We start from the raw sequence: 13,560 nt of genomic DNA, 5'->3' as shown, positions 1-13,560 counted from the left end.
CCGGGGGCTCAGCCCGCGACGATCCGCCGGCCGCCCGCCTCGAACTCGTCGAGGTCGCCCGTCGCGCCCTGGCGCACCGCCCGGCCGCCCACGACGACCATGTAGAAGAGGAACGCCCCGAGGGCGACCGCGCCGATCCCGATCTTGAGCGGCACCGGCCACGGCTGCGGCGTCACGAAGCCCTCGATGACACCCGAGACGAGCAGCACGAGCACGAGCCCCATCGCCACCGTGATCAGCGCGCGCCCGTCCTCGGCGAGCGCCTGCCCGCGCGTGCGCGCACCGGGCGCGATCCACGCCCACGAGATGCGCAGGCCCGCGGCGGCCGCCACGAAGATCGCCGTCAGCTCCAGCAGGCCGTGCGGGAGGATGTAGGAGAAGAACGTGTCGCCCTCGCCGTAGGAGAACATCACCGCGGTCGTCGTGCCGAGGCCCTGCGCGTTCTGCAGGATCACGTACGGCACCCAGAGCCCCGTGACGCCGAAGGCCACGCACTGCGCGGCGATCCACGCGTTGTTCGTCCAGACCTGGCCCGCGAACGAGGCCGCCGGGTTCTCGCTGTAGTAGTCGATGAAGTCGTCCTCGACGTACTTCCGGAGGTCGGCGTCGCTGCCGAGGCTCGCGATCATCGACGGGTCGCGGAGGATCCAGGTGGTGTAGAGCGCGACGACGGCGACGGTCACGAGGGCGACGGCGAGCGTCAGTCACCGGATCCGGTAGAGGGCCGCCGGCAGGTCGACGACGAAGAAGGCGGGGATGCGCGACGCGACGTTGGTGCTCTGCCCGGTGAAGCGCATGCGCGCCCGGGACAGCGCGACGGAGAGCCGGTCGCCCTGCGCGGTGGATCCGGCGGCCGCCTGGATCGCGGACAGCTCGGCGGCACCCGCCTGGTACCGGTCGACGAGCTCGTCGGCGTCGGGTCCGGTGAGCCGGCGCCGGCCGGCGAGGCGGGCGAGCCGGTCCCAGTCGTCCCGGTGGGCGGCGGTGTAGGCGTCGAGGTCCATCTGCTTGACTATAGGCATGGCGGCCGCCGACGCGCACGACCCGATCATCTCGGACGGTCCCGACGCGCTCGTGGTCGGCGAGGCCGTCGCCCTCGACGTCCGTCCCGCGGGCTTCGTGCTGCGGGCGGCCGGCGCCGCGATCGACGTGGTCGCCTCCCTGGCCGTCGGCCTCCTCCTCGTGCTCCTCATCGGGCGGCTCGCCGGCGCCGGCCTCCTCGACGCCGCCTCCAGCGCTGCGTGCGCCATCGCCGCCGTCGTGCTCGCGATCGTCGTCATGCCCGTGGTCGTCGAGGTCGCGTCGCGCGGCCGGTCGCTGGGGCGCTGGGCCGTCGGAGCGCGCATCGTGCGGGCGGACGGCGGCGGCATCGGGCTCCGGCACGCGGTCGCGCGGGCGCTCGTCGGGATCCTCGAGGTCTATCTCACGCTCGGCGGCCTCGCCGCGCTCGTCGGCCTCCTCAGCCCACGCGCCCAGCGCCTCGGCGACCTCGTCGCCGGCACCCGCTCGCAGCACGAGCGCGTGCCTGCGTATCCCGCTCCCCTGCCGCCCGTGCCGCCGCACCTGGTCGCCTGGGCGTCCGAGGCCGACGTCGGCCGCCTGCCGGACGCGCTGGGCCGCCGCCTGGCGCGCTTCCTGTCGCAGCGCGAGGCCATGACGCCCGCATCCCGCGCGCGCCTCGCCGCGGAGCTCGCGGACGAGGCCGCGGTGCACGTGTCGCCGCTGCCGGCCACGGATCCCGAGTCGTTCGTCGCGGCCGTCGGTGCCGTCCGCCGCGAGCGCGAGCACCGCGCGCTGATGCTGGAGCGCGACCGCATGGCGTCGCTCGAGCCGATCCTCGCGGGGCTGCCGCACGGGTTCCCGGCGCGCGGCGGATCCACGCCCTCCTGATCCTGGCCCCGCTGCGCCGCGCGGACCGCGCCGCACGCGACGACGCCGCCCGCCCCGCGATGGGGACGGACGGCGTCGACGCTGCTGCGCGGATCAGTACCGGTAGTGGTCCACCTTGTACGGCCCCTCGACCGGCACGCCGATGTAGGCGGCCTGCTCGGGACGGAGCTCGGTGAGCTCGACGCCGAGCGCGTCGAGGTGCAGGCGCGCGACCTTCTCGTCGAGGTGCTTCGGCAGCACGTACACGCCGATCGGGTACTGCTCGTTGCGCACGTACAGCTCGATCTGCGCGAGCACCTGGTTCGTGAACGAGTTGCTCATCACGAACGACGGGTGCCCGGTGGCGTTGCCGAGGTTCATCAGGCGGCCCTCGGAGAGCACGAGCACGCTGCGGCCGGACGGCAGGCGCCACTCGTGCACCTGCGGCTTGATCTCGACCTTCTCGACGCCGGGGAGGCGCTCGAGTCCGGCCATGTCGATCTCGTTGTCGAAGTGGCCGACGTTGGCGATGATGGCCTGGTGCTTCATGCGCTCGATGTCGTCCACGCGCACGACGTCGACGTTGCCGGTCCCGGTGACGAGGATGTCGACGGTCTCGATGACCGACGAGAGCTTCGCGACCTGGTAGCCGTCCATCGCCGCCTGGAGCGCGCAGATCGGGTCGACCTCGGAGACGATGACGCGCGCGCCCTGGCCGCGGAGCGCCTCGGCCGCGCCCTTGCCCACGTCGCCGTAGCCGACGACGAACGCGACCTTGCCGCCGATGAGCGTGTCGGTGGCGCGGTTGAGGCCGTCGGGCAGCGAGTGGCGGATGCCGTACTTGTTGTCGAACTTGCTCTTGGTGACCGAGTCGTTGACGTTGATCGCCGGGAACAGCAGCTCGCCGTCGCGCGCCAGCTCGTACAGGCGGTGGACGCCCGTGGTGGTCTCCTCGGTGACGCCCTGGATGTCGGCGGCGCGACGCGTCCAGCGGTCGGAGGAGGCGGCGAGGCTGCGGCGGAGCGTGTCGAGGATCACGCGGTACTCGTGGCTCGCGTCCTCCGGCGTCTCGGGCACGGCGCCGGCGAGCTCGTACTCGCGGCCCTTGTGCACCAGGAGCGAGGCGTCGCCGCCGTCGTCGAGGATCATGTTCGGGCCCGTCCAGTCGGCGTCGGCGGCCTGCGCCTCACCCGACCAGTCGAAAATCTGCTCGGTGCACCACCAGTACTCCTCGAGCGTCTCGCCCTTCCAGGCGAAGACGGGCACGCCCGCGGGCGCCTCCGGGGTCCCCGCCCCGACCGCGACGGCGGCCGCGGCCTCGTCCTGCGTGGAGAAGATGTTGCAGCTCGCCCAGCGCACCTGCGCGCCGAGGGCGGTGAGGGTCTCGATGAGCACGGCCGTCTGCACGGTCATGTGGATGGATCCGGCGATGCGCGCGCCCGCGAGCGGCTGCGACGCGCCGAACTCCTCGCGGAGGGCCATGAGGCCGGGCATCTCGTTCTCGGCGAGGCGGATCTGGTGGCGTCCGGACTCGGCGAGCGAGAGGTCGGCGACGCGGAAGGGCAGAGCGGTGGAGGTGGCTTCCGGGAGCAGGGTCATGCGTCCAGTCTCGCATCCGAGGCGTGACGCCCGGCCGTGGATGACGGCCGGGCGCCCGCCTGCTAGCGGAAGGACCGCAGGCGCAGGCTGTTCGTGACGACGAAGACCGACGAGAGCGCCATGGCGAGCCCCGCCACGAGCGGGTTGAGCAGCCCCAGCATGGCGACCGGGATCGCGGCGGCGTTGTAGGCGAAGGCCCAGAACAGGTTGCCGCGGATCGTCCCGAGGGTGCGCCGCGCGAGGCGGACCGCATCGGCCACGAGGACGAGGTCGCCGCGGACGATCGTGATGTCCCCCGCTTCGATGGCCGCGTCGGTGCCGGTGCCCATCGCGATCCCGAGGTCGGCCTGCGCGAGCGCGGCGGCGTCGTTCACGCCGTCGCCGACCATCGCGACCACGCGGCCCTCGGCCTGCAGGCGGCGGACGGCCTCGAGCTTGCCCTCGGGGAGGACGCCCGCGATGACCTCGTCGATGCCGGCCTCGGCGGCGACGCGGTGCGCGGCGCCGGCGGTGTCGCCCGTGAGGAGCACGGGACGCAAGTCCAGCGCGCGGAGGCGGCGGACGGCCTCGGCGCTCGTGGGCTTGAGGGTGTCGGCGACGGCGAGGATCCCGCGGACGGCGCCGTCCCACGCGACCGCGACGACGGTGGATCCTTCCGCCTCGGCCTCGTCCAGCGCCTCGGCGAGCGGCGCTCCGGGCCGCGCCGCCCACTGCTCGGCCAGCCACGAGGGCCGGCCGACGGCGACCGCGCGGCCGTCGACCACGCCGTGCACGCCGAGGCCCGGGGTGGCGACGAAGCCCTCGACGGCGGGGACGGATCCCGTGCCCGCCGTCTCGACGACGGCCCGCGCGACCGGGTGCTCCGAGCGCTGCTCCAGGGCTGCCGCGAGGCGCACCAGCTCGTCGGCGTCGACGCCCGCCGCGGGCACGGCGCGGACCAGCGACATGACACCGGTGGTGACGGTGCCCGTCTTGTCGAGCAGCACGGTGTCGATGCGCCGCGTCGACTCGAGCACCTCGGGGCCGGTGATGAGGATGCCGAGCTGCGCGCCTCGTCCCGTGCCCACGAGGAGCGCGGTCGGCGTCGCGAGCCCGAGGGCGCACGGGCACGCGATGATCAGCGTCGCGACAGCCGCGGTGAACGCGGCCTCGGGCGGGAACCCGAGCAGCAGCCAGCCGACGAGCGTGCCGGCCGCGAGCACCAGCACGACGGGTACGAATACAGCCGAGACGCGGTCGGCGAGGCGCTGGATCCGGGCCTTGCCGGTCTGCGCCTCCTCCACGAGGGCGGCCATGCGGGCGAGCCGGGTCTCCTCCCCCACGCGCGTGGCACGCACGAGGAGGCGGCCGCCGGCGTTGAGGGTCGCGCCCGTGACGTCGTCGCCGGGTCCGACCTCCACCGGCAGGGACTCGCCGGTGAGGAGCGAGCGGTCGACCGCGCTGGATCCGTCGACGACCACGCCGTCGGTCGCGATGCGCTCGCCCGGCCGCACGACGAACTCCGCGCCGACGCGGAGCTCGCGGATGGGGATCCGCGTCTCGACGCCGTCGCGCACGACGGCCACGTCCTTGGCGGCGAGGTCGAGGAGCGCGGCGAGGGCTGCCCCGGACGCGCGGGCGGCCCGCGCCTCCAGGTAGCGTCCGCCGAGGAGGAACACGGTGACGGCCGCGGCGACCTCGAGGTAGACGTCGCCGGATCCGCCGCCGGGCTCGGAGACGAGGCTCATGGTCATGCGCATGCCGGGCTCGCCCGCGTCGCCGAGGAAGAGCGCGTACAGCGACCAGAGGAACGCGGCCGCGACGCCGATGCTCACGAGCGTGTCCATGCCGACGCCGCCGTGCCGCGCGCTGACCGCCGCGGACCGGTGGAACGGCCACGCGCCCCACACCGCGACGGGCGCGGCGAGGGTCAGCGACAGCCACTGCCAGTCGTCGAACTGGAGCGCGGGGATCATCGCCATCAGGAACACGGGGACGGTGAGCGCCGCGGACACGACGAGCCGCTGCCGCAGCGCGAGCTCGTCGGCGTCGGGGCGGCGGGCGGCGACGGCGTCGCGGGTGGGCGCATCCGTCGGCGCGGGCGGGGGAGCGGGATCCGATGCGGCGGCGTCGGGTGCGTCCGGACGGACGCGGGGCGCCGCGACCGCGACGGGAGCGCGCTCGTCGGATGCGGGTGCGGATGCCGGTGCGGATGGGACCGCAGCGGATCCGGGCATGCCGTCCGCCGCCCCGCTCCCCCACCCGGCGCGCTCGGAGGCGCGGTACCCCGTCCGCTCGATGGTGCGGATCGCGTCCGCGACGCTCGTGCCCGCGGGCAGCTGCACGCGCGCGCGGTGCGTGGCGTAGTTGACCGCGGCCTCGACCCCGGGCATCCGGCCGAGCTTCCGCTCGATGCGCATCGCGCACGACGCGCACGTCATGCCCTGCACGTCGAGGTCGACGCGCGTGAGCACGGCGCCCTCCTCGGCCGGGGCGCCGTCGGCGCCAGAGGCGCCCTCCTCGGCCGCGGATCCGGATGCGGGGTCGGCCATGTCAGAGCCCCGCGACGTACCCGGCCTCGTCGACCGCGGCGCGCAGGGCGGCGGGGTCGAGGGGCGCGTCGCTCTCGACGGTGACGGTGGACGCGCCGCCGACGACGAGGTCGACGGCCACGGACGCGACGCCCGGCAGCTCGCCGACCTCCTCGGTGACGCTCGCGACGCAGTGGGCGCAGGTCATCCCGGTGACGGGGAAGGTCGTGGTGGTCATGGGGTCTCCTTCGGGTCGCGCGATGTCGATGGGGCGCCGGCGGATCAGGACCGGACGAGCCGCGCGATGGCCGCGGAGGCCTCGCGCACCTTGTCGTCCGCGACCTGGCCGCCCTCGCGGGCCGCCTCCGCGAGGCAGTGGGCGAGGTGGTCGTCGAGCAGCTTCAGGGCGACGGTCTCCATGGCGCGCGTGACGGCCGAGACCTGCGTGAGCACGTCGATGCAGTACGTGTCGGACTCGACCATGCGCTCGATCCCGCGCACCTGCCCCTCCGCGCGCCGCAGCCGCTTGAGGATGTCGTCCTTGCCCTCGCTGTACCCGACCATCGCGGCCACCTCCTGTTCCCGTCCATGGTACCCCCGAGGGGTATCGAAGGGAACCCCCTGGGGGTATGCGCGCGCACCATGCACGCGACGACGCCGCGCCCCTCGGGGAGGGACGCGGCGTCGGCTGGTGCGGATGACGGGATCAGGCCCCGCGGATCAGCCCCAGGAGCTCGTCGCGGAGGGCGGCCATCTTCTCCTCGGTGGACGCCTCGACGTTCAGGCGCAGCAGCGGCTCGGTGTTCGAGGGGCGGACGCTGAACCACCAGAACGCGCCGTCGTCGCCGACCGGGCCGTCGACCGTGAGGCCGTCGAGCTCGTCGAACTCGCCGCGGCCTCGGAACGCCTCGACGATGCGCTCGTAGGCGGCGGGCACGTCATCGACCGTGCTGTTGATCTCGCCCGAGAGCGCGTACGGGGTGTACCGCGCCGAGAGGTCGGACATGAGGCCGTCGGTCTGGCCGAACTCGGCGAGCAGGTGCATCGCGGCGAGCATGCCGTTGTCGGCGCCCCAGAAGTCGCGGAAGTAGTAGTGCGCGGAGTGCTCGCCGCCGAAGACGGCGCCGGTCGCGGCCATCTGGTCCTTGATGAGGGAGTGGCCGACGCGCGTGCGGACCGCCGTGGCGCCCGCGGCCTCGATCGTCTCGGGCACGATGCGCGAGGTGATGAGGTTGTGCAGCACCGTGACGTCGTCGCCGGGCGACTGCGCCTTCACACGCGAGATCTCGCGGAGCGCGACGATGGCGGCGACGGCGCTGGGCGTGACGGCCCGGCCCTTCTCGTCCACCACGAAGCAGCGGTCCGCGTCGCCGTCGAACGCGAGCCCGAGGTCGGCGCCGTGCTCGACGACGGCCTTCTGCAGGTCGACCAGGTTGGCCGGCTCGAGCGGGTTCGCCTCGTGGTTCGGGAAGGTGCCGTCGAGCTCGAAGTACAGCGGGATGATCTCGATGGGCAGCTCGGGCAGGCCCGCCGCGGTGCCGAGGACCGCGGGGACGGTCATGCCGCCCATGCCGTTGCCCGCGTCGACCACGACGCGCAGCGGCCGGATGCCGGAGAGGTCGACCAGCTGGCGCAGGTAGCCCGCGTAGTCGGCGAGCACGTCGCGCTCGCGCACCTCGCCCGCGGGCTCGACGGGCGCGATGCCGTCGGAGAGGAAGCCGATGGCGCGGTCGCGGATGGCGGCGAGTCCCGTGTCGAGGCTGATGCCCTGGGCACCCGCGCGGGAGAACTTGAGGCCGTTGTAGGTGGCCGGGTTGTGGCTGGCGGTGAACATGACCGCGGGGGCGTCGAGGGATCCCGACGCGAAGTAGGTCTCGTCCGTGGAGCACAGGCCGATGAGGAGGACGTTCCCGCCGCGGGCCGTGGCGCCCCGGGCGAACGCCTGGGCGAACGCCGGCGAGGAGTCGCGCATGTCGTGGCCCACGACGACCTCGCTCCCGGCGGCGCCGAGCTCGTCGACGAAGCCGGCGCCGAGGGCGGTGACCAGCTCCTCGGTGAGCTGGCTCCCGACGAGACCTCGCACGTCGTAGGTCTTCACTATGGCGGTCAGCGTCTCGGCGGCAGTCGTCGTCATGCCCCGAAACCTACCTCACCGAGCACCCCGTGCCGGACGATCTGCCACCCCTGCGGGGCCGAGAGGCGGGCCGCGTGGCGGTCGCAGAGGTCGTAGCTGTGCGGCTCGGAGTCGTGGCTGAGGGGACCGAGGACGGCCATGGAGTCCGCGTAGACGTAGGTGAGGGTGGTCGTGGCGACGCCGGTGCAGCCGACGCGGGAGCAGGGCCTGTTCGTCATGTCGGGCCCACACTACCGCCGACCCTGGAGCCGTACGATGGGGCCATGCCACGATCGCGCCGCCGGGGAGGCCACGTCTCCATCCGGGGCTCCTGGCGGGATCGGCACGGCCGAGGCCTCCGCTCCCCCGTCACCGGCCCGGAGCTGCCGGTGCTGCGCACGCGCGCCGACGTCTTCGACCAGACCATCGCGTCCGCCGCCGAGTACCTCCGCGGCCTCTGGCCCGACGAGCTCGAGCGCGTCTCGTTCGAGGTCGCCGCGCTGCCGGCAGACAACAGCGAGCGCGACGGCATCGACCGCTGGAGCGTCCTCGCCGACGAGCGCCGGGTCATCTTCTACCGGCTCCCCATCGAGCGCCTCGCGCACCTGCACGAGGACGACGAGTACCACCAGCGGGCGCTCGTGGAGGGCTGCGTGTACCGCGCGGTCGCCGAGCTGCTCGGCAAGGACCCGTGGGACCTCGCCCCAGACAGGTACGACCCGCACTGACGCCGGATCCCGAACACCCGTCAGGCATCCGGCGCGACGCACGCGGCGGCACGTACGCGCGGCGCGGCACGCACGCGAGGCGCGTCGCCCGTGCTGCCCGGGTCGCCCGTCGTCAGGGGTGGACGCGCAGCGGATCCGCCGCCGGCAGCACCGGCACGACGGGCAGCGCCGCGGATCGTCCCGGCTCGGCGAGGGTCACGGTCGCGGTGAGGCCGGCGGCGCCCTCGAGCAGGTAGGTGCGCCCGGCCTCGACGGCGGCCGAGACCTCGGATCCCGCGGGCACGTCGAGCGACACCGATGCGGAGCCGTCGGTCGGCCGCGCCGTGACGGCGGCCGCCTGGTCCCCGGCGTTCCGGAGGTGCAGGAGCGGCGCCGGGCCGGCCGGCACCGACACGAGCGCGTCGCGCGTTAGCGCCTCGGCGGACGGCAGCCAGGCGAAGTCGGTCGCGCCGCCCTCCGCCGCGCCGGACACGCTGCGCACGGCCGCCGTCACCGGCACCGAGCTCTGCACGGTGACGGAGTAGCGGCCGTCGGAGAGGTCCGACACCGGCACGTCGATCGTGCGGCCCGCATCGGCCTGGATGGTGAAGGTCGTGCCCGTGCCGTCGGTGCCCTCCTCGGGGGCGACGCTCACGCTGACGTCGGCGTCGTCGGATCCGGGGACCGCGATGCGCACGGCCGTCACGAGGTCGGGGTCGGCGCCGCCGTCCGAGCCGGCTCCGGGGGTGGCCCCTCCCTCGGCGGCGGGGGGTGCGTCCCCGCCCTCGACGGGCGCGACGGGCGCCGCCTGCGAGTCGATGCGGAGACCGGTCATGGTGAGGGCGGTGGACGGGGCCGCGGACGGGCCGATCCAGTCGACGCCGCCCGCGAGGAGCCCGCGCACCGTGCTCTGCTCGAGCCGGGCGACGACCTGGCCGCCGCGGCTCTCGACGTGCACTACCGGGGAGGCGAGGTCGGGGGCGAGGCCCGCGAGGCTGAGCACGCGCCGGCCGCCGGCCGGGACGGAGATCCCGCTGGCCCCGGGAGCGCTGACGGCCCCGTCCTCGCCCGTGATCGCGAGGTCGACGGTGGAGGAGACGCCGGACGGGTTGTCCAGCACGACGAACGTGGTGCGGCCGGTGGTCGTGGCACCGCCCACGAGCCACGCGTCGGCGGTGGCCTCGGAGCACGACGCGGCGGCGAGCCCCGCGAGGTCGGCCTCCGTCGCGACCTCGGACGCCGCGCCCGCGAGGTCGGTCGGCGCGTCGTCGACGGCACCCGCGACGGCGAGGACGGAGGGCGCGCTCGACGCCGCGCCCTGCACCTCGGGGGCCTGGATGCTCGAGGTGCGGACGGCGGGGGCGGAGCCGGTCGTCCCGGTCGTCGCGGATCCGCTCGTCACGACGGCGCTCCCCACGGCGATCGCGGTGGTCGACGACGCGGCGTCCGCCGCGGGCGGGCGGAGGAGCCCGCCGGGGCAGACGCGCTGCTGGTCGGTCGCGACGGGGGTCACGAGCACCGAGGGGGCGCTCGCGTCGCTCGGGGCGGGCGGGAGCAGGAGCGCGCCGGTCACGACGAGGCCGAGCACGGCGACGCCGGCGATCCCGGTGGTCACGCGCGTCGCGATGCGCACGGCGTCACGCCTGGCCATCTGTCCTCCTGCGGTCGTCGTCGGCGCCGCGCGAGCGGTCGTCGTCCTGGTCGGCGGCGGGCGCGGGCGCGACGTCGCCTCCGTCCCCGTCGCCCTCCCCGTCGTCTCCGGCGGGGCGCTCCCCCGCCTGCGGGATGTCGCCGAAGGGGGCGGCCTCCACGGCCTGCCCCGTCGGCTCGTCGATGTACGCGGGGGTGCCGCGGTCGTCGTGCGCGGGCCGCGGCTCCTCGGCGTCCGCGGGACGCGCGTCGGAGCCGACGACGGGCTCGCGGTAGGCCGGCAGCGGGCGGCTGCGCGCCGCGAGCCCGCCCGTGGGGATCGCGAGGAGCAGGGTGAGCGCGAACACGAGCGCCTGCGCCGCGAGCACGGCGGCGCGCCCCGGGTCGTCGAGGTTGCCGGGCCCCGCGACCTGCGCGACGAGGTCGTCGCTACCCACGAACCGCCAGAGGAGCCCGGCCTCGGTCTGCCCGACGGCCGTGAAGACGGGATCGTCGTCGAGGGCCGAGCGCGCGCGGTCGTTCACGGCGGCCTCCGCGTCGCCCGCGGGCGTCTGGAGGAGCACGTAGCTGACCCCGAGCGCCCGGAGGTCGTCGGTGGCGTCGAGCCCGGAGCGGGAGGAGATGTTGCCCGCGAGCTCGGCGACGCGGGTCTGCGTGTCGGAGAGCGGCCCGATGGTCGAGTCGACCGTGGCGACCTGCTCGAGCGTGCGACCCGCGCCGCGCTCCACGTCGGCGGAGAGCGAGCCGTCGTCGGCGGCGCGGAGCACGAGGGTGCCGACGTCGGGATCTGTGGCGGCCTCCGCGACCACGAGGCCCGGCAGCGAGGTGTCCGTGGTGGCGCGCACCGCGGTGGATCCGGCGACCGCGGCGGAGACGATCGGGAGCGCGAGCACCACGAGGGTCACCGCGGCGACGAGCCCGGGCACGACGGAGCGGCGGCCGAGCGTCGCGAAGCCCAGCACGAGCGCCCCGGCGAGGCCGAGCCAGAGGAGGCTGAGGCCGGATCCCGGCCAGACCGCGACGACCTCGGATCCGGCCGACTGCACCACCGTGCGCGCGGCGAGCACCGCGGTCGCGAAGCCGAGCACCGTCACGCCGAGGGCGAGGGCAGCCCGGTGCGATCCGCGGAGGAAGAGCGCCGCGACGGCGCCGAGCACGAGCGGCGCGACCAGGACCGCGACAACGATGAGCGGCACGGCAGCGGGCAGGCCGGTACCCAGGCCGTCGACGAACGCGGACCAGCCGCCGAGGCCCGCGGTCGGGAAGCCCAGCGCGAGGCCCGGCACGTCGGCGGGCGTGAAGCTGGCGGGCACGGCCGGGTCCGCGGCGAGGGCGAGCGGCTGGCCCTGCATCACGCGGTATGCGACGAGCGGCGCGACGAGGGCGAGGAGCGGCACGGGGATGGTCACGAGCCGGCCGGCGCGGCGTCCGGCACGGACGGTCGCGACCAGCCACAGGACGAGGACCGCCGGCACCAGGGAGGGCGCCGACGCGCCGACCGCGGCCATCAGGATCCCGGCCACGGCGGACGCCGACCACGAGCGCGGCGCGCGCAGCACCGCGAGCGCGAGCCACGGGAGGAGCAGGTGCGCGAGCACGGCCGGCAGGCGGCCGTCGCCGAGCGCGATGAGGAGGGTGGGCGCGAGGGTCCAGACGAGGGCGGCCAGCGCGCGCAGCCAGGCGTTCCGGGTGAGCTGCGCCGCGCACAGCCAGGCGGCCAGGGCGGCGAGGGGCAGCGCGGCCACGAACAGCCCGAGGACCGCGAGCGACGGCTCCCACGCGGTGACGCTGCCGAGCACGGCGAGGACGTAGGCGAACGGGTCGGACGGCGCGACGGGTCCGGCGCCGGATCCGCGGACGCCGATGCCGACCTGCGCCCACAGAGCGCCCGCGCTCGGGCCGAGCGGGAGGAGCTGCCCGCCGACGAGCGCGGTGCCGGTCAGCCGCGGCAGCCACATGACGGCGGAGAGGACGAGCGCCGCGAGCACGGTCCACCCGCCGCCCGTCGCCAGGAACTCGACGCCGTCGGACACGCCCATGTGCTCGACGCGGTACTGCTCGCGCGCCAGCGACCGCCGTCGGCGGCCGACCGCGAGCGGCTGGCGCAGGGAGGCGATGCTCGACCACGGAGCGGTCCTCGCGGCGGCGAGCCGGCGGCGGCTGGCGCGGATCCGGCCGGGCGCGACGGCGACGCGGACCGCCGCGCCGATCTCGCCGGGCGCCGCGGTCGGCCGCTTGCGGAGCAGCTGCAGGAGGGCGCGCAGGATGGCGAGCGGCACCAGCGAGAGCCAGTGGAACGGGACGGCGGCCGGCGGCGCGTACGAGAGGCGGCGGTGGAGCTGGGCCTGGCGGCGGAGGCGTCGGCGACGACGTCGCGGCGTGCGCTTCCCGAGGAAGGCGGTACCGGGGGCGGCGTCGCCGGCCGAGGCGACGCGCGCGGCGGGCACGACCACGACGCGGTGGCCCGCGAGTCGTGCGCGGACGCAGAGGTCGAGCGCGTCGTCGATGACCGGAAGCGCGTCGTCGAACCCGCCGAGCTCGTCCCAGAGGCGGTGGCGCACGAGCATCCCGCCCGCGGCGACGCCGAGGACGTCGCTCATGTCGTCGTACTGGGCCTGGTCGAGCTCGACGTCGACGACGGGCACGGCCGCACCGAGGGTCGTCAGCGTGCTGCCGAGCTCGTGGATGTAGCCGGGGTGGTCCCACTCCATCAGCTTCGGGCCGGCGACGGCGACGCTGGGCGACGCCTCGATCGCGGCGAGCAGTCGCTCGAGCGCGTCGGGCGCCGGCGCGTTGTCGGCCGAGAGCAGCCAGAGGAACTCGTGGTCGCCGTCGGGCGCGGGGATCACGCGGACGGCCTGGTCGACGGCCTGCCCCAAGGTCATGCGCGCCGGGGCCTGCACCATGCGGGTGGGATCGGACGCCGCGAGCAGGGCGGCGGATCCGTCGCGGGAGCCGAAGTCGACCGCGACCACCCGGTCGGGCCGGCGCGTCTGCGCGGCGAGGCCCTGGATGGTCCGGTCGAGGAACTGCGCGCCCTCGTGGGCGACGAGGATCGCGGTTACTCGTGGCTGCATGACAGGGGAGACCCTACGTGGTGCGTGATGGGGAT

Annotated in this window: 10 protein-coding genes and 1 pseudogene; 2 read left to right on the top strand and 9 right to left on the bottom strand. The window is 75.3% G+C overall.

Features of this window, described 5'->3' with window-relative positions; all coding sequences use genetic code 11:
* Positions 1-8: 8 nt before the first annotated feature.
* A pseudogene (locus CMS_RS03300) lies at positions 9-1,004 on the bottom strand (stage II sporulation protein M).
* A gap of 16 nt (positions 1,005-1,020) precedes the next feature.
* Between CMS_RS03300 and CMS_RS03295 the strand changes: the two are divergent.
* Entirely contained in the window at positions 1,021-1,890 is an 870-nt protein-coding gene (locus CMS_RS03295; protein WP_012298092.1) for an RDD family protein, read from the top strand.
* A gap of 93 nt (positions 1,891-1,983) precedes the next feature.
* On the opposite strand, the gene ahcY is transcribed toward CMS_RS03295, so the two are convergent.
* From ahcY to CMS_RS03265, 6 genes are all read right to left on the bottom strand, one after another.
* Complete coding sequence (gene ahcY, locus CMS_RS03290) at positions 1,984-3,468, bottom strand: adenosylhomocysteinase (protein WP_012298091.1); 1,485 nt, start codon at positions 3,466-3,468, stop codon at positions 1,984-1,986.
* 62 nt (positions 3,469-3,530) lie between these two features.
* A complete protein-coding gene (locus CMS_RS03285; protein ID WP_012298090.1) occupies positions 3,531-5,999 on the bottom strand; it encodes a heavy metal translocating P-type ATPase in 2,469 nt (822 codons plus the stop codon).
* A gap of 1 nt (position 6,000) precedes the next feature.
* Complete coding sequence (locus tag CMS_RS03280) at positions 6,001-6,216, bottom strand: heavy-metal-associated domain-containing protein (protein ID WP_012298089.1); 216 nt, start codon at positions 6,214-6,216, stop codon at positions 6,001-6,003.
* 44 nt (positions 6,217-6,260) lie between these two features.
* Positions 6,261-6,542: a metal-sensitive transcriptional regulator gene (locus tag CMS_RS03275; RefSeq protein WP_015489737.1), complete on the bottom strand. Its 282-nt coding sequence runs from the start codon at positions 6,540-6,542 to the stop codon at positions 6,261-6,263.
* Positions 6,543-6,684: 142 nt separating this feature from the next.
* Positions 6,685-8,112, bottom strand: coding sequence for a phosphomannomutase/phosphoglucomutase (locus CMS_RS03270; RefSeq protein WP_041464358.1), 1,428 nt, complete (start codon positions 8,110-8,112; stop codon positions 6,685-6,687).
* Complete coding sequence (locus CMS_RS03265) at positions 8,109-8,330, bottom strand: DUF3499 family protein (RefSeq protein WP_012298086.1); 222 nt, start codon at positions 8,328-8,330, stop codon at positions 8,109-8,111. Before CMS_RS03265 ends, CMS_RS03270 begins: the two co-directional genes overlap by 4 nt.
* A 45-nt stretch (positions 8,331-8,375) precedes the next feature.
* Between CMS_RS03265 and CMS_RS03260 the strand changes: the two genes are divergently transcribed.
* Entirely contained in the window at positions 8,376-8,819 is a 444-nt protein-coding gene (locus CMS_RS03260) for a metallopeptidase family protein (RefSeq protein WP_012298085.1), read from the top strand.
* Between the two features lie 112 nt (positions 8,820-8,931).
* Here CMS_RS03260 and CMS_RS03255 read toward each other — a convergent pair whose 3' ends face one another.
* Positions 8,932-10,449, bottom strand: a complete 1,518-nt coding sequence (locus CMS_RS03255) for a DUF5719 family protein (RefSeq protein WP_012298084.1) — start codon at positions 10,447-10,449, stop codon at positions 8,932-8,934.
* Entirely contained in the window at positions 10,436-13,525 is a 3,090-nt protein-coding gene (locus CMS_RS03250) for a glycosyltransferase family 2 protein (protein WP_012298083.1), read from the bottom strand. Before CMS_RS03250 ends, CMS_RS03255 begins: the two co-directional genes overlap by 14 nt.
* Positions 13,526-13,560: the final 35 nt, after the last annotated feature.

It is taken from the genome of Clavibacter sepedonicus, from assembly GCF_000069225.1.
In the GTDB taxonomy this organism is placed as follows: Bacteria; Actinomycetota; Actinomycetes; order Actinomycetales; family Microbacteriaceae; genus Clavibacter; species Clavibacter sepedonicus.
This window is presented reverse-complemented; position numbering and strand designations above follow the sequence as displayed.

Bases quoted from the DNA above. Each gene is read 5' to 3' on its own strand.
- CMS_RS03275 (WP_015489737.1), bottom strand. From the start codon at position 6,542: ATGGTCGGGTACAGCGAGGGCAAGGACGACATCCTCAAGCGGCTGCGG.
- CMS_RS03250 (WP_012298083.1), bottom strand. From the start codon at position 13,525: ATGCAGCCACGAGTAACCGCGATCCTCGTCGCCCACGAGGGCGCGCAG.
- CMS_RS03255 (WP_012298084.1), bottom strand. From the start codon at position 10,449: ATGGCCAGGCGTGACGCCGTGCGCATCGCGACGCGCGTGACCACCGGG.
- CMS_RS03265 (WP_012298086.1), bottom strand. From the start codon at position 8,330: ATGACGAACAGGCCCTGCTCCCGCGTCGGCTGCACCGGCGTCGCCACG.
- CMS_RS03285 (WP_012298090.1), bottom strand. From the start codon at position 5,999: ATGGCCGACCCCGCATCCGGATCCGCGGCCGAGGAGGGCGCCTCTGGC.
- CMS_RS03270 (WP_041464358.1), bottom strand. From the start codon at position 8,112: ATGACGACGACTGCCGCCGAGACGCTGACCGCCATAGTGAAGACCTAC.
- CMS_RS03280 (WP_012298089.1), bottom strand. From the start codon at position 6,216: ATGACCACCACGACCTTCCCCGTCACCGGGATGACCTGCGCCCACTGC.
- CMS_RS03295 (WP_012298092.1), top strand. From the start codon at position 1,021: ATGGCGGCCGCCGACGCGCACGACCCGATCATCTCGGACGGTCCCGAC.
- ahcY (WP_012298091.1), bottom strand. From the start codon at position 3,468: ATGACCCTGCTCCCGGAAGCCACCTCCACCGCTCTGCCCTTCCGCGTC.
- CMS_RS03260 (WP_012298085.1), top strand. From the start codon at position 8,376: ATGCCACGATCGCGCCGCCGGGGAGGCCACGTCTCCATCCGGGGCTCC.